The sequence below is a fragment of the Actinomycetospora lutea genome (assembly GCF_028737205.1).
Lineage (GTDB): Bacteria > Actinomycetota > Actinomycetes > Mycobacteriales > Pseudonocardiaceae > Actinomycetospora > Actinomycetospora lutea.
The window spans coordinates 47871-63965 of sequence record NZ_JAQZAL010000020.1 but is presented as its reverse complement, the minus strand read 5'-3'; the positions used below and the strand labels follow the sequence as shown (position 1 = coordinate 63965).

Below are 16095 nucleotides of genomic sequence, written 5' to 3'. Positions count from 1 at the left end.
ATCCGGCGGAGTGGCGGGCTCCCCCTGTACACCTCACCCCGAGAAGAGACACCCATGAGCTTCCTGCGACGCGCCGCGGTGGCCGGCGCCCTGGCGGGCACCGCCCTGGCGTCGACGGCCGGCTCGGCGTTCGCCGCCGAGGCCGACAACGGCGGCGACACCACCCAGAGCGGTCTCGTCAACGTGAACGATGTGCAGACCATCGCGCCGCTGAACGCCTGCAACAACGACGTCCCGGTGAACGCGCTGGGCGTGCAGGTCCCCGTCGAGGACGTGTCGGGCGCCCTCGACCTGGGCCTGCTCGGCCACGAGGACGACAGCGACGGCGCGGCTGCCCAGCCCGAGTCGCAGTCCTGCGGCACCGGGGTCGACGCCGGCAACTGAGCCGACGTCGGCACGCGGGCCCCGGTCCTCCCCGAGGGGGCCGGGGCCCGCACGTGCGCTCGGTGGGTGGTCATATCCTCCCGTGGCGATCGGTTCGCGGACCGGAGGAAATGAACGTGCTCAAAGGATTCAAGGACTTCCTGCTGCGCGGGAACGTCGTCGACCTCGCCGTCGCCGTCGCCATCGGCGCGGCCTTCACCGCCGTCGTCACGGCCTTCACCGGCGCCTTCCTCAAGCCGCTGATCCAGGTGTTCTCCGGTGGCGGCGAATTCGCCGGCTCGTTCGTCGTGAACGGCGTCGTCTTCGACTACGCGAATTTCATCAACGCGATCATCACGTTCCTCATCACGGCCGCGGTCATCTACTTCCTCGTCGTCCTGCCGCTGAAATACGTCGAGGAGCGCCGCCGCCGCGGCGAGGAGGCCGGCCCGGCCGACCCGACCGACGTCGAGCTCCTCACCGAGATCCGCGACCTCCTGCGCGAGCAGTCCATCCGCGCCGCCACCGGCACCGGCCGCGACGGCGGCCCCGACGGCCGCATCCCCCAGCAGGACCGCTGACGCCGCCGGCACCGCACCCCAGGGTGCGAGCGATGCGGCATCGCTGGCATGTGACGCCAGGATCGCCACATTCTCGCTCGCGCGACACGCCGCGAGCCGTCGTCGCATGCGCGCCGAGGCGTTCCATGCTGACGTCCCGTGTCAGGAGAGCCGCCACGATGTTGGCCGGCACGGCGGATCGGGCTGGCGGAGAGACTGACGTCCAGCGTCAGCATGCTCCGCCAGGCTGAGATCACCCCGGCCCAGCAGGACCGGTCAGGCCCCGAGGACGGCGGGGTCGATCTCGAAGTGCACGGTCGACCAGGGGTCCGGGCGCGCGTCGTGGATCAGCGTCGCGCCGGGGAAGCTGGTCCAGAACGCGAGCGCGCCGGGCACCGAGGCATTGGTGTGCAGGCAGACGGGGTCGTAGCCCTCGCCGAGGGCCCAGCGCGCCGCCTCGACGGCGAGCATCCGGCCGACACCGAGGCGCCGGTGGCCGGGGTCGACCCACACCCGGCAGATCTGCCCCACGCGGCGCCCCTCGTACCGGCGCGTGAGCCACGACGGCACGAACTGCGGCTTCGGCCCGCCCGCGCGCACCGACGCGGTGCCGGCGAGGTCAGGGCCGTCAGGGCCGTCAGGGCCCTCGACCAGGCACACGAACAGGCGCGTCCCCGCGGCGCCGAGGTAGATCCCGGCGAGGTCGTCGACGTCGTCGTGCAGCCGCGGGTCGTGGCCGCCGAGCTCGCGCTCGAGCATCCCCGCGCATGTGCCGCGCGACGTCCGGGAGGTCCTCACGTCGCGCGGCTCGGACGAGGGGCGGCGGGACGGCGAGGGTCATGGGCGCACTGTTGCACAGACTTGGCAACGGAGAAACATGCGGTACGGCGACACCGATCGATCGGACAGACCGGCCAGGTGAGCTACTGGCTGGCCCAGTAGGAGAAGGACCGGTAGTCCGGGTAGGGCTGGAGATACGGCTGGCGCGGGCCGACGCTGACGGTCAGCTCCGGGCGGGTGATGAGCTCGCCGGGGATGACGAACGAGTCCTGGGTCCACGCGCGGTCGTCCGTGGTGAACGCCCACTCACCGGCCGGGTGCCCGTCGATGCCCACGGCGACCACGCCGGCCTGGGTGTTGCGGTCCACGAGCGGTTCGCGGGCCTCGACGCGGGCCGTGAGGGTCACCGGGACACCGGGGGTCAGCCCGCGGAGGGTGAAGTGCTCGCCACCGACGATCTCGCGGCCCGAGTCGACCACGCGGCGGCCGTCGGCGCGGTCCTCCCCGCGCAGGATCGTCATCGGCACGAGGCCGACCAGCGCACGGTCCACGGTGTAGCCGTGGCCCTCCTCGTCGACGGGATCGCCGACGTCGACGTGGTCGACGACGCGACCCGGTACCGGGCGGTCCGGCGCGTCACCGCTGCCGAGCACCGACCAGTCGGCGGCCCAGACGTCGGTCTCCGAGCACCCGCCGCTGGCCTGGCACACCCCGCCGAGCGCGACGTCGCGGGCCGGGGAGCGGGTCTGGAAGGTGGTGAGGGGCTCCTCGCCGAGCACGCCCGCCTCGGACATGTCACCGAAGCTGACCCCGTTGAACGACGGGAAGACCGCGAAGTAGGAGGGCCGCTGGTCGGCCGGCAGCCGGGAGAGCGCCTCGTACAGCGCGCCCGTCCCCTCGTTCGCGGCCTCGGCCAGACCGTTGGTGGTGAGCCCCACGAGGTCGACCACGGGGCGGTCACCGAAGTAGGCGGTCGCGCCGACGTCGTTCACCGCGATCACCGACCCCGGGGGCGTGTTCCCCCGCAGCCACTGGGCCACCGACACCGAGGCCTCGCGGATCCCGGCACCCTGCTGGGCGGAGCGCAGCGCCCAGGTCGGCAGCGTCAGCACCGCCACCAGGACCAGGACGGCGAGCAGCGCAGCACCGACCCCGCGGCCGTGGCGGGGCACCGCGCGGGCGAGGAAGCGGACGCCGAGCACCACCAGGACGAGCACCAGCGGCAGGAACGGGGTGACGTACCGACCGTTGTGCCACAGGGTGGTGATCAGCGTGGCGACCGCGAGCACGATGCCCCCGAGCCCGAGGACCAGGACGCCCGCGAGCGTGCGGTGCCGGGGTCGGTCGAGCACGAGCGCGACGGTGCCCAGGGCGGCGAGCAGCAGGGTCCCCGGAGCCACGACCGGCACACCCGTGAGCCCGCCGTAGGTCGCGACGGCCTCCCGCGCGCCGGTGACGACCCGGTCGATGACCTCCACCGTCGAGTCGAGCGGCTGGTAGAGCCAGGACTTGGCGACGACGCCGTTGTTCTCCGCCGACCCGGTGAGCGCCCGGTAGAGCAGCCGCTGCGCGAGCGCCGCGATCAGCGGCACCGTCAGCAGCGCGGCCGTCAGCACGTCCGCCCGGGCGTGCCCGCTGCCGCGACGACGGCGCTGGACCAGCGTGACGGCCGCACCGACCAGCACGGCGACGGTCAGCACCAGGCCCTCGGGTCGGGTGAGGGTCAGCAGGAGGCCGAGCAGGACGGTCAGGCGGAAGCGCCCGGTCGGCTGCTCCCGCACGAAGGCGAGGACGGTGCCGGTGGCGAGGGCGGCGACCAGGCCGACCTCCATCCCGCTCAGGGCACCCCACTGCAGCGGGCCGCACAGCGCGGTGAGGAGCCCGGCGACGACGCCGACGGTGCGGGAGGCGACCGCCCGGCCGAGGTGGTACGTCAGCACGGTCGTGGCCACCGTGCACACCACGGCGAGCGCGAGGGCCGCGTAGAGCAGCAGCCCGCCGGTCGCGCCGAGCGCGGCGGCGGCGCCCAGCACGAGCACGTAGAGCAGGCTGCTCGCACCCGTGGTCACCGGGGCGCCGGCCTGGTAGCGCAGGAACTCACCCAGGCCCATCTGCCGGGCGTACTGCAGGTGGATGTAGACGTCGTCGAGCGGCGGCGAGAACCGTCCCTGGTTGTAGGCGGCGTTCGCCAGCAGGAACCCGAGCGCGACCACGAGGGACAGGGCCCCGAGGCCCCACACCGCGGGTTCGACCCGCGACCACGGCCGCTCGGCCCGACCGCCCGGCCCGGGGGTGATGCGCGTCCCCGGCCCGCCCGGGCGCGCCCGGTCTCCTCGAGCGCGCTCGTCCTCCACCGTGGTCATCGAGCCCCCCTCGGCCACGACGCCGCGTGCGGCGCGGCGACGCCTCGCCCCCGAGACGTGGCCCGCACGCTAGCCAGGCGGGCGGACACGCCCGGCACCGGCTCGCGCGCGCCGCGACGATCGCGCCCCGACCCCCGGCCAGATGCCCCTCCTGCCGCCGACCCTCGACCCGGTGTGACCATCACTCGCCGGTGACTGCTCCGATCGTGGAACGGTGACGGAGAGCCACCGCCGGCGACGTCGTCACTCCCGTATCGAATGCCACCGCACCCCAATCCACCGATCGGAGTATCAGGGAGCGGCCACTCGGCGCCGTTGACCGGATCGAGGGTTGGCATCCGCCAATCCGTCGAACGTCGGGGAGGCGCGGTGCGGACGGTGGGGCAGGACCACGGCGGGCCGGACGGCCGCAACGACCGCGTCGGGACGAGCCTGCCGGGCATCCGGCCGATCCCCGTCCCGCGCGGTGCCGCCGCGCCCCACCCGGCGTCGCCGGTCGGTCCGGCCCCGACCGCCGAGCAGGCGGTCCGCTCCGTCGAGCAGACCGCGCCGGGCACGGGCCCGCGTCCGGTCACCCGTCCCGTGACCGTCGAGATCCCGGCCCTGACCGGTCTGCGGGCCGTGGCCGCGGTGTGGGTGCTCCTGCACCACGTCAGCTACCTGCCCGTCACCGGCTACGCGGAGTGGTTCGCCCCGGTGGCGCCGCTCGTGGCGGCGGGCCCCCTCGGCGTCGACCTCTTCTTCGCCCTCTCCGGCTTCCTGCTCGCGCGGTCCTACCTGGACCGCTGGCGGGGAGCGCCGGGTCCGCGCCAGGCGTTGGGGTTCGTCTGGGCGCGACTGGCCCGGGTGTGGCCGCTCTACGCGGTCGTGGTGGTCCTGGCCGGGCTGTGGTGTGCCGCGCGCGCCGTCCTGGGGAGCGACGGTGTGATCACGTGGCAGGGCGCCCAGCCCGGCCTGGACCCCCTGAGCTGGCTGCGCCAGCTGACCATGACGCAGATGTGGGACTCGGGCGGCATCGACGGCGTCGCGTTCGTCCTGCCCGCGTGGTCGATCAGCGCCGAGTGGGCCGCCTACCTGGCCTTCCCGCTGCTCGCCGGCGGCGCCTGGCTGCTGCGCGGCACGCCGCGGGCGGTGCTCGCCGCGCTCGCCGTCCTCGCCGCGACGCCGACCGCCGCCTTCGCCGTGCACGGCGCCCTCACCGGCGCCTGGGCGGGCTTCTGGGGCGTGCGCCTCGCGGCGGGCTTCACCGCCGGCGTGCTGACGTGGCTCGTCGTGCGCCGCGTGCCGCGCACGGCCACGGTCTCGCGCTGGGCCCACCGGGTGCTCCTGTTCGCGGTCGCCGAGGTCGTGGTCGTCGTCTACTGGGCCGCCACCGCCCCGCCCGGCACGTCCTTCAGCGCCGACGCCCGCGTCTACCTCGCCGCGCCGCTGCTGCCGGTGCTGCTCGGCGCGCTCGCGCTCACCGACGGCCCGGTGGCCCGGGTGCTCGCGACGCCGCGTCTGCGCCACGGCGGGCGCATCTCCTACGCGCTCTACCTCGTGCACTTCCCGCTCATCGAGATGGCGCTCGTCGCCATGACCCGCATCCCCGCGCTCGCGCCGGACACGGCGGCGGCCGCGCTGCTCGTGCCGCACCTCGTCGTGGCGTCGCTGGTGCTCGCGCACCTCGCGTACCGCTACGTCGAGGAGCCCGGGCAGGCGTGGATGCGCGACAAGGACCCGTCGCGGCGCCGGGGCAGCGCGCGCCGCGACACCGCCGACGTCCGTCGTCCGGAGGTCACCCCGCCCTCCGGTCGTCGGGCGGTCGGGCGGCGTGGGGGCAGCCACGCCGCCCGGCCGGCAGCGGTCGCGGCCTGAGGTCGCGGCGCCACCCCGCCACCGCGACACCGACGGGTCGAGGGTCACCCTCGCTGCCTCCGACGCAGCGAGGGTGACCCTCGCTGCTCACAGCGGCAGGCGGCGGAAGATCGGACGCGGGACGTGGCGCAGCGCCGACATGACGAAGCGCAGCGGCGCCGGCGCCCAGGCCTGCTCGCGGCGGTTGCGCACCGACGAGACGATGACCTCGGCGACCGCCTCGGGCGTCGTCGACAGCGGGGCGGCGTCGAGGCCCTCGGTCATCTTGGTGTGCACGAAGCCGGGCCGGACGACGGTGACGCCGATGCCGTCGCCGCGCAGCGCCTCGGTCAGACCGGTGTAGAACGCGTCGAGCCCGGCCTTGGTGGAGCCGTAGACGAAGTTCGACCGGCGGGCCCGCTCGGCGGCGACGGACGACAGCGCGACGAGGTGCCCGTGGCCCTGGCGGCGGAACTCGGTGGCCAGCGCGACGCCGACCGACACGGCGGCGACGTAGTTGACCTCGGCGAGCTCGACGGCGGCGTCGATGTCCTGCCAGGCCTTCTCCTGGTCGCCGAGCACGCCGAACGCGACGAGGGCGATGTCGATGTCGCCGCCGGCGAACGCCTTGCGCACGGCCTCGGTGTGCACGGCGGCGTCGCGGGCGTCGAACTCGACGGTCTCGACGGTGGCCCCGGCCCGGGTGAGGCGGGCGGCGGCGTCGGCGAGCCGCAGCGACTGGCGCCCGGCGAGCACGACCCGCACCGGCCCGCCGGCGAGGTAGCGCTCGGCGGTCGCGAGGCCGATCTCCGAGGTGCCGCCGAGCAGCAGCAGGGACGAGGGGTGGCCGACGGCGTCGATCATGGTTCTCCTCAGGGAGTGAGGCGGAGGCGGCGCGACATGTCCGACGCGAACACCCCGTCGGGGTCGGCGGCGTCGCGGACCTTGCGCCACTCGTCCAGCCGCGGGTACATGGCGGCGAAGGTGTCGTGGTCGGTGCGCGAGTCCTTGGCGGTGTAGAGGCGCCCGCCCATGGCCAGCACGCGTTCGTCGAGGGACCGGCAGAACTCCCCGAGCCCCTCGACGATCGGGAAGTCGACGCAGATGTTCCAGCCCGGCATCGGGAAGGACAGCGGCGCACGGTTGCCCTCGCCGAACTTCTTGAACACGTTGAGGAACGAGACGTGCCCGGACTCGGCGATGTCGCGGATGATCGCCCGGAACTCGGCCTCGGCGTCCAGCGGGACGATGAACTGGTACTGCAGGAAGCCCTTCGAGCCGTAGGCCCGGTTCCAGTCCCCGAACAGGTCCAGCGGGTGGTAGAAGGCGGTCAGGTTCTGGATCTGGCCGCGCTTGTTCTTCGTCTTGCGGTAGTACAGCTCGCCGATCGCCGAGAACGTCAGCTTGTTGGCCAGCCCGTTCGGGAAGACGTCGGGCAGGTCGAGCAGGGTCGGCGCGTCGAACTTCAGCGGGTCGCGCCGCAGCGTCGCGGGCAGCTCGTCGAGCCGCGCGAGCGAGCCGCGGCCCAGGGCCGCGCGGCCCAGCCCCGCGCCGGTGGAGATCGAGTCGAACCACGCCGAGGAGTAGTCGTAGGCCTCGTCGGAGCCGTCGGAGAACCGCTCGATCGTCTCGTCGAGGTCCGCCGTGCGCTCGGTGTCGGCGACGAAGTAGGCCGTCTCGGTGGGCGTCATGCGGATCGTCGCGCGCAGGATGACCCCGGTCAGGCCGATGCCCCCGACGGTGGCCCAGAACAGCTCGGCCTCCGGGCCCTCGGGCTCGAGCCGGCGCACCTCGCCCGAGGCGAGCAGCAGGTCCATCGACACGACGTGGTCGCCGAAGCTGCCGTTCGAGTGGTGGTTCTTGCCGTGGATGTCGTTGGCGATCGCGCCGCCGATGGTGACCTGGCGCGTGCCCGGCAGGACCGGCACCCAGAGGCCGAACGGCAGCGCCACGCGCATGAGCCGGTCGAGCGAGACCCCGGCGTCGAGGTCGACGAGCCCGGTGGCCGCGTCGACCGCGTGGATGCGGTCGCGCGCCGTCATGTCGAGGACGAGACCGCCGGCGTTCTGGGCGGTGTCCCCGTAGGAGCGCCCGAGACCACGGGCGATGACGCCGCGCCCGCCGGCCGTGGCGACGGCTTCCGCCAGCCGGTCGGTGGAGACGACCTCGTCGCCGGAGAGCACGGTGGCCCGCGAGGGGGCGGTGCGTGCCCACCCGGCGAGCGTCTTCTGGGTGCGCGACATCCCGGGCGAGTCTAGGGGGTGTCCAGAACGGGGACGCTCGCGCGTCCCTGCCTGCTCCAGCCGGCCACTGTCTCCGCGCCCACCTGCGGCGACAGGGTGCTCAACTCCAGCCGCGGCACCCACCGCGCGAGCCCGACCGCGTCGCGCGTCGGGTCGCCGTCGAGGTACACCGGCACGCGGATCTCGTCGACGAGCAGGCGGGGGGTGAGGAACGGGCCGCCGGTGGTCGGGCTGACCGCGATCTCGCCCGCGTCGGAGAGCCCCGGCGGGGTGACCCGCCACGGCGGGACGCCCGCGGTGCCCCCGGTGAGCGGCGGTGGGCGCAGGCATCCGAACGCGAACGCGACCGGCCAGTCGACCAGCGCGGTGCTGCCCGGCGGGACGACCGCGTCGAACGGCACCGTGCGCGGCACGCGCGGGACGCTGACCGCGAGCGGCAGGTCGGGCGACGCGCCGGCCGGGGTGGCCGTGCGCGCCTCGTCGGCGTCGCGCGCCGCGCTGGTGGCCCGGACCCGCACGAGCGTCGTGCCCTCGGGGGCGAGGGCGCGCAGGTCGCGCGGCGCGGTGCCGTCCCGCGACCCGGCGGGCGACGCGGTCACGGGGGCGCCGGACGGGGACGCCGCGAACTCGAGCGCGAGGGTGCCGCGCGCGAGGCTCCCGCTCGCGGTCACGACGACCGGTGCCTCGCGGCGCTGCGCGTCCGGGGGCAGCGCGAACCAGCCCGAGCGCAGCTCCGCGGCGCCCTCGGACACGCCGGCCGGCGCCGCCCACCCCGGCAGCGCGACGCCGCCGGCGGTCAGGGGCACCGCCGGTGCCCGCGTCCCCGTGGGCGCGAAGGAGGGCCCCGACGCCGGCAGTGCCGCCACGCCGCCCCCGAGGAGGCCGGCCGCCGGGTCCGTCTCGACCGCGAGGTCCGACGCCATCCCGCAGGGGTCGCCGCGCAGGGCGGCCAGCGCGTCCGAGCCGTAGCTGAACGTCCCGAGACGGTCGGCGGTGACCTTGAGGAACGACCCGCCCTCGAGCGCGACCACCGCGACGACGAGCACGAGCGCCAGCGCCCCCGGCGCCAGGACGCGGGCGGCGCGGCGTGGCAGGGCACCGCGCACGGCGACGAGCACGGCGAGGACCAGCGTCCCGACCATCGTCACCGGCAGCGTGATGTTCGCCAGTGGCACCCGCGCGACCTGCGGCGGGATGTCGTTCCAGAACACGCCCCACGCCGCGGCCCACGCCCACTGGTTGTTGCCGATGAGCACGAGCGTGGTGACCAGCCCGAGCCCGCCGAGCACGACCACGAGCGCGGGGCCCCGCAGCCGGTCCGCCCGCTCCACCACCCGCGGCGACCACAGCAGCACGAACAGCGTGAGCACCATCGTCCCGACGCCCGCGAGCTCGCCGAAGTGCAGCGTCCACTTCGTCGGGCTGACCACGAGCAGCACCGGGGCCAGCGCCACCAGCGCGAGCAGCCGGCGTGCGGGGGGCACGGCCACCGAGGTCGGCGCCCGGTGCAGCGCCCACACCACCGCCGGCAGTGCGAGCAGCGTCAGCAGCACCGCGAGCCGCGCCCCGATCCCGCCCTGCACGTCGCCGGGCACGAGCAGCGTCGTGTAGCGGGAGAGCTCGTTCCACCACGGCGACCCCCCGCCGATCACCTGGCGCACGCGGGTGGCCTCGAGCAGGCCCGCGAGCGACTGGTCGGCGGTCATCGGCAGCACGGCGACCGCGAGACCGGCGACGACGACGAGCGCGCGCGTCCACCCCTCGCGCACGCCGAGCCCCGCGCGCGAGAGCGCCGGCAGGGCGACGAGCAGCGGCGCGAGCCCGAGCAGCGCGCCCGGGGTCAGGGCGACGGTGAACCCGGCGAGCACCGCGGCGGCGAGCAGGGGCAGCAGCGCGCGCGTCGCGACGGCGCGCTCGGTGCACACCCACACCGCAAGCACGCCGAGCGCGAGCCACGGCTCGGGGCGCAGCGAGAGCCCGAACGGCGCCCACCAGGCGAAGAAGGCAGCGGCCGCCACCCACGTCGCCCCGCGCCCGCGCAGCGCCCGACCGAGGCGGGGCAGGCCGTGACGGCGCAGCAGCGCCCAGAGCAGCAGGCCCAGGACGGTCGCGGGCACCCGGAGCCACGGGACCGACGCCGTCCCGTCCGGCGCGAGCGACGCCCACGCCCGGGTCACCTCGTAGAACCAGCTGAACGGCGCCTCGGGCGCGTTGAGCCAGCGGTAGACGTTGCCGGTGAACCCGCTCTCGCTCCGGGAGCGCAGGATGCCGGCGATGTAGCCGTCGTCGACGGTGGCCGGGCCGATCAGGGCCCAGCCGACCAGACCGAGCGCGACGACGCCGTCGACCGGGCGCGGGCCGGGACGCCGCGGCGGGTAACGGATCGTCCAGCTCCGCTGCGCTGCGTGTCCGTACCGGAACGGCCGCCCGTCCCGCCGCCACACCGCGACGACCATCCCGGCGAGGCCCAGCAGGACGCCGACCCCGAGCAGGGTCTTGAGCACGCTCGGCGTCGTCTGGAAGCGCGTGTCGGTCCGCAGCGACACCGACAGCCCGTCGGCGGTCGGCGTCCCGGCCACGAGGGCGGCGACGACCGGCCGCACGTCCCCCTGCCGGACCGCGACCGTGCGCCCGTCGAGGGCCACCTCGGTGCGCTCGGGCGAGGACGTCACCGTGAGCGTGCACGGACCGGCGGGCGGGGGCACCGTCGCGAGCGTCTCGCCGTTGCTGCTCACGACCACCCCGTCCGGCCCGGGCCGCACCGTGAGCCCCCCGACCGGCGCCGGCGGGGTGCCGGGCGGGGTGGTGGCGAGGGTGGCCGCCCCGGGCGGCGTGGCGGCCAGCGCCGCGCAGCTCACGGCGGCGTCGAGGCGCACCGGTTGGTAGGGCATGAGCGGCAGGGACGCCGCCGGTGCGCCCTGCGGCCACGTGAAGGTGACGACGGGCTGCACCACGGGCGCGAGCGGGAACGCGATCGCGCACAGCAGCGTCAGGACCGCCGAGGCCAGCAGCAGGGTGGGGCGCCGGGAGCGGACCGGTGGGTCCGCCGTCGTCTCCGGCGCCCGCGGCTCAGCCGAGGTACTCACGACCGGAGTAGGCCTCCGACGCGAGCGTCGCGAACCGCTCGAGGCCGCCCCGCGACACCTGGTCGATCCGCAGGTCGTAGCCGTCGGTGGGGTGGTCGTAGACGATCCGGTCGACGTTGCCCCACGCCAGGGTGGGCACGCCGCCGTCGGGCACCGCCGAGAACGGGCGGACCGTGGCCCACGTCCGTTCCGACTGGACCATCGTGCCGCCCCAGGACTCGTAGGTCGGGTTCGTCAGGATGAACTCCGGGGTGTTCTCGGCGGCGGACAGGCGCAGGGTCGGGGTCGGGGCGATGCCGTGCTTGACCGCGACCTGGTCGACACAGGGCCAGAACACCGCCGAGAGCTGGTCGGCGAACGCCCCGCCCGCGACCTGCTCGGGCGGGCGGTCCTCGGCGCTCGCGAGGGTCATGACCGGCTGCATCCGGGCCAGGTGCGGCGACGCGACGGCGAGCGAGCTGTCGGGGCCGGCGACCCGGTCCTCGACGACCAGGCGCACCGCGGTGGGCCGGCTGCCCGGCAGCTGTACGGGGATCTCCTGCCACTGCCGGGCGGTGAAGCCGGGGGCCGGGGTGACGGCGACCGACTCCGCCTCGACCGGGGCGCGCGGGTCGCCGGAGGCGAACTGCACGACGATCCGCTGGCGGTCGGGCTCGTTGCCGGCGACCGGGACGATCACGTGGGTCGGCGCGCCCTCCCCGGCCGGGTCGACCGCGGGCAGGGGGTACCAGCCGGTGGTCACCGACCCGAGGCCCGTGACCCCGCCCGGCGACGACGTCGGGTCGGCGCCCGGCGGGAGCTCGACCTCGTCGTGCCACAGCGCGCCCGCCCCGGGCGCGGGCACCGGCGCCGGGTCGTCGGCGGCCAGCGCGAAGTCGCCGGTGCGGGTGTCCGGCGTGGTCGGCGCCCCGACGTCCTGCCCGGCTCGTGCCATCACCGTCGCGGCCTCGCCCAGCCCGCAGCCGCGCCCGGTGAGGGCCTGAGCCTGGCTGCCGGCGACGGTCCAGCCGGCGCCCTGGTTCAGCGGGGCGACGACCATGACCCCGACCATCAGCGCCACGAGCGCGCCGGTGGCCACCACGAGCACCGCGCGCTCCGGGGTCACCCCGAACGTGCGGCCCCCCGCGCGCCGCCGCCAGGCCAGCCACAGCCCGGCGAGCGCGGCGAGGATCAGCCACCACCACACGTCGCGCAGGTAGAAGTCGCCCCAGTGCGGCGCGAAGCTCTCGAGGTCGAGCATCGAGATCTGGGTGTCGAGGTGGTCCCCGAACGGCTGGCCGCGGTCGCTGTAGGGCTTCCAGGTGTTGGGCCCCGCGAAGCCCAGCACGGTCGCGCCGCTGATGAGCACGACCGACGCGCCGGTCACCAGCGCCCCGGCGCGGCGGGTCAGCGGCGAGCGCAGCAGCGTCAGGGCCAGCAGGATCGTGGCCGGCGCCGCGATGGCCCCGAAGTGGTTCACCCACTTCGTCGGCCCCAGCGCGAGCAGCCCGAGCGCGACGGCGACGGTGACCGCGGCGCCGAGCGTCGCGTCGCGCACCCGCCCGGCGGCCGGGCCGCGGCTGCCGCGACCGCTGCCGATCGACACGACGACCAGCAGCACCACGGTGAGCAGCACCGGCAGGCGGCGTCCCCACGTCCCGGTCTCGATCAGGGTCCGGTAGTGCGCCCACTCCTCGTACCAGGGGAAGGTCAGGTAGTACCAGCTGTGGACGTCGGTGGCCTCGATGACGTCGCCGAGGGTCGCGTCGCCGAAGCCGATCGGGATGGCGATCGTGCCCGCCGCGATCACCGCGCCCGCCGCGCCGAGCCGCGAGCGCCACCCGCGGGCCGCGAGCCATCGCCACAGCCACGGCAGCGCGACCACCACCGGCGCGGCCGCGACCAGCCCCGACGGCGACACGGTGACCGCGAGCGCCGCCAGCGCCGTCGCCGGCACCAGCGGGCCGACCGCCTCACGCCGCCGGGCCACCTCGGCGAGCACGAGCACCGCCGCGGACAGGGGGACGATGACGACCTCGGGACGCAGCGCCATCCCGTAGGGCAGCCACCACGCGAGGTGGGCGAGCAGCAGCGCCCAGGCGACCCCGGGCAGGCGCCCGCCCCGCCCGAGGATCGTCGCCAGCAGGACCCGCAGCAGCGCCCACGTCAGCAGCCCGAGCAGCAGCGGGAGCAGGCGCATCCAGAGCAGACCCCACCCCGGCAGCCCGATCGCCTCGCCGAGGTGGCCCCAGATCGCCATGAGGTACTGCGAGAGCACGAACGGGTTCTCCGTCGTGTTGAACATGTAGATCTGGTTGCCGATGTAGCCCGTCGGCGTCGCGTTGCGGGCCATCAGCAGGTACCACGAGTCGTCGTTCTGCAGCGGCCCGACCACCACCCAGGCCGCCGAGACGACCCCGACGACGGCGTCCGCCGGGTGGGGGCGGGGCCACTCGAGCCCCGGCCCGCGTCCGCGCCACCGCCGGGTCGCCATCCAGATCGTCGCGACGAGCGCGAGCGCGTGGAGCACCAGCAGCGTCATCTTGAGCCCGCTGGGCACCGAGGAGTAGCGGTCGTCGGTGTGCACGGTCGCCGCCAGCCCCGGCGTGCCCGGCGCGTCGGTGGCGAGCTCGGCGACCTGCGGCACCAGGGCCCCCGGCCGCTCGGCGAGCACCTCCCCGTCGCGCTCGACCCGCGTGCCCTGCTGGTCGGCGACGACCCGGTAGGTGCAGTCGCCGAGGGGGAGGATCTCGGAGACCAGGGTGTCGCCCGAGCTGGTGACGATCACGCGCCCGCCGCTGGTGCCCACGGTCAGGCCCCGGCCCGGCGCGCCCGCCGACGGGGGCTGGGTGCGCAGCGCGTCGCCGCCGGGGCGCAGCGCCGCGCACGGCACGTCGGCGGTGAGCGAGAGCGGGCGGTAGGGCGTCAGCGGCAGGCTCGTCGACGACGCCGGCTGCCCGGCCTTCGGCCAGGTGACGACGGGGTCGTCGGCGAGGACCGGGGCCAGCGGGATCGCGAGCCCCAGCAGCACGGTGATCGCGCCGAGCGCGGCGAGCCACCAGCCCGCGGCCCGCGAACCGCCCCGCCGGGGCGGGCCGGTCGACTCGTCGTGGTGCTCCTCGCCGGGGGCCGGGTCGGCCCGGCCCTCCTGCGCTGCCACCACGGCCATGGGTGTCGACGATATCGACGCCCCTGCGCCACACCCCGAGGAGGTCACCGACGGGGCCGTCCCGACGGGGGCAGCGCCGCCGCGCTGTGTGCCCCTCGTACGCTCGACCCATGACCGCGACCGGGTCCGACACCGGGACCGACTCGGGCGAGCGACCCGCGCCGCTCGGCCTCAAGGCCCAGCTCGTCCGTTTCGTCGCGATCGGTGCCGTCGCCGCGGGCGTCGACCTCGGCGTCTACGCGGGCCTGCTGGCGCTCGGTGTCTGGGCGCCGCTGGCCAAGGCGATCTCGTTCATCCTCGGCACCACGACGGCCTACCTGCTCAACCGCCGCTTCACCTTCGCGTCCTCGTCCGGCGGCGCGGGCAGGTTCCTCGGCTTCGTCCTGCTCTACGGCTCGACGTTCGCGGTCAACGTCGGCGTCGCGTCGCTGGTGCTGCACGTCATGGACGCGCCGTCGGTCAACCCCGGCCCGCTCGCGGGCTTCCTCTCCTGGTTCATCGCCCAGGCCTGCGCGACGACGATCAACTTCGTCGTCATGCGCACCGTGATCTTCCGCGACTGACCCCTGCACACGCTGCGGATCGTCCCGGACCTGCGGAGCTCCGTGGTCGAGGCGATGCCCGACGGCCAGGCGCTGCTCCACACCTCGCGGCGTGACGACGCCGACGCCGCGCTGGTCGCCGCGCCCGGCGTGGCGCCCTTCACCTGGCGTCGGCTGCTGCGCGCGCTGCGCCACCCCGACCTGGAGATCCTCGAGGTCGCCGAGCCGCTCTGGCTGGGGGAGTGGCGGCGCGCCCTGCGCTACATCGCGCTGGCCAAGGCCATGCGGGTCGTGCGCCGGCGGCCGGTGGCGATCGCGACCTACGCCATCGAGAACCTCGACGCCGGCGAGCGCCTGCGCCGCCGGCCGGCCCGGCTCGCCCTGGGCGTGTCGCTGCTGAGCGTGGACACGGTCGTCTTCGGGACGACAGGCGCGTACGACAACTATCGGCGGACCTTCGGGTGGGCGCTGCGCCGCGCCCGCCACACGGTCCTGACCCCGCGGCTCGACGAGTGCACGGTGTGCGCCCCGAGCGGTGCGCCCCGCGAGCGCACGGTGCTGTTCCTCGGCACGCCGAGCGAGCGCAAGGGCTTCCCGGTGCTGCTGGAGGCGTGGGAGCGCGTCGGCGGGGCGGAGCGCGGCTGGCGCCTGGTGGTCGCCGACCCGAGCGGGGCCGACGAGCACGACCTGCCCGCGGGGGTCTCGGTCACGGTCGACCCGCCGCGCGCCGTCGTGCACCAGCTGCTGCGCGCCAGCGCCGTGGTCGCCATGCCGTCGGTGCGCGTCCCGGGCTGGCGCGAGCAGATCGGGCTGCCGCTGGTCGAGGGCCTGACCCACGGCTGCCGCGTCGTGACGACCACCGAGACCGGCCTCGCCGACGACCTGCGCGAGCACCCCGGCGTCGAGCTGACGACCCCGGGCGACCCGGCGAGCCTCGCCGAGGGCCTGAGCCGCGCCATGGAGGGCCCGGCGACGGTCGTCCCGGGCCGGCGCGGGCACACCAAGAGCGACGTCGTCGCGTGGTGGCGGGCGGCCTGCACCCTGCGCCGCTGAACGGAGCGGGACCTCGCGCGCGGGAGCTCGCGCGCGGGGGACCTCGCGGGCGGTGGAGCGAGGGTCACCCTCGCTGCCTGGGACGCAGCGAACGTGACACTCGCTGCCCGAGGCGAGCGGC

General features: G+C 75.6%; 11 protein-coding genes. 5 read left to right on the top strand and 6 right to left on the bottom strand.

Features of this window, described 5'->3' with window-relative positions; genetic code table 11:
• The first annotated feature begins 54 nt into the window (after window positions 1-54).
• Together PHK61_RS21215 and mscL are read left to right on the top strand one after the other, a co-directional pair.
• Window positions 55-384 carry a hypothetical protein gene (locus PHK61_RS21215; RefSeq protein WP_274283009.1) on the top strand — a complete coding sequence of 110 codons (330 nt, stop codon included), beginning with the start codon at window positions 55-57 and terminating at the stop codon, window positions 382-384.
• A gap of 116 nt (window positions 385-500) precedes the next feature.
• Window positions 501-944, top strand: a complete 444-nt coding sequence (mscL, locus tag PHK61_RS21210) for a large conductance mechanosensitive channel protein MscL (protein ID WP_274283008.1) — start codon at window positions 501-503, stop codon at window positions 942-944.
• A 255-nt stretch (window positions 945-1199) separates the two neighbouring features.
• Here the strand turns inward: mscL and PHK61_RS21205 are convergent, their stop codons facing one another.
• Together PHK61_RS21205 and PHK61_RS21200 are read right to left on the bottom strand one after the other, a co-directional pair.
• Window positions 1200-1682, bottom strand: coding sequence for a GNAT family N-acetyltransferase (locus PHK61_RS21205; RefSeq protein ID WP_274283007.1), 483 nt, complete (start codon window positions 1680-1682; stop codon window positions 1200-1202).
• A 164-nt stretch (window positions 1683-1846) separates the two neighbouring features.
• The gene (locus PHK61_RS21200) at window positions 1847-4066 is read right to left on the bottom strand and encodes a hypothetical protein (protein WP_274283006.1); all 2220 of its coding nucleotides are present in this window, start codon (window positions 4064-4066) and stop codon (window positions 1847-1849) included.
• Between the two features lie 369 nt (window positions 4067-4435).
• On the opposite strand from PHK61_RS21200, the gene PHK61_RS21195 reads away from it, so the two are divergent.
• Complete coding sequence (locus PHK61_RS21195) at window positions 4436-5923, top strand: acyltransferase family protein (RefSeq protein WP_274283005.1); 1488 nt, start codon at window positions 4436-4438, stop codon at window positions 5921-5923.
• Window positions 5924-6010: 87 nt separating this feature from the next.
• On the opposite strand, the gene PHK61_RS21190 is transcribed toward PHK61_RS21195, so the two are convergent.
• From PHK61_RS21190 to PHK61_RS21175, 4 genes are read right to left on the bottom strand one after another with little or no spacing between them, the layout of a single operon-like run.
• Window positions 6011-6766, bottom strand: a complete 756-nt coding sequence (locus PHK61_RS21190; RefSeq protein ID WP_274283004.1) for a decaprenylphospho-beta-D-erythro-pentofuranosid-2-ulose 2-reductase — start codon at window positions 6764-6766, stop codon at window positions 6011-6013.
• Window positions 6767-6774: 8 nt separating this feature from the next.
• Complete coding sequence (locus PHK61_RS21185) at window positions 6775-8145, bottom strand: decaprenylphosphoryl-beta-D-ribose oxidase (protein ID WP_274283003.1); 1371 nt, start codon at window positions 8143-8145, stop codon at window positions 6775-6777.
• An 11-nt stretch (window positions 8146-8156) separates the two neighbouring features.
• Entirely contained in the window at window positions 8157-11231 is a 3075-nt protein-coding gene (locus tag PHK61_RS21180; protein ID WP_274283002.1) for an arabinosyltransferase domain-containing protein, read from the bottom strand.
• Window positions 11215-14379: an arabinosyltransferase domain-containing protein gene (locus tag PHK61_RS21175; protein ID WP_274283001.1), complete on the bottom strand. Its 3165-nt coding sequence runs from the start codon at window positions 14377-14379 to the stop codon at window positions 11215-11217. The genes PHK61_RS21180 and PHK61_RS21175 overlap by 17 nt, the downstream gene beginning before the upstream one ends.
• Before the next feature lie 110 nt (window positions 14380-14489).
• On the opposite strand from PHK61_RS21175, the gene PHK61_RS21170 reads away from it, so the two are divergent.
• On the top strand, window positions 14490-14942 hold the full coding sequence (locus PHK61_RS21170; RefSeq protein WP_274283000.1) for a GtrA family protein: 453 nt from the start codon (window positions 14490-14492) through the stop codon (window positions 14940-14942).
• Between the two features lie 42 nt (window positions 14943-14984).
• Window positions 14985-15974 (top strand): glycosyltransferase, encoded by a 990-nt coding sequence (locus tag PHK61_RS21165; protein WP_274282999.1) that lies wholly within the window; start codon window positions 14985-14987, stop codon window positions 15972-15974.
• The last annotated feature ends 121 nt before the right edge of the window (window positions 15975-16095 follow it).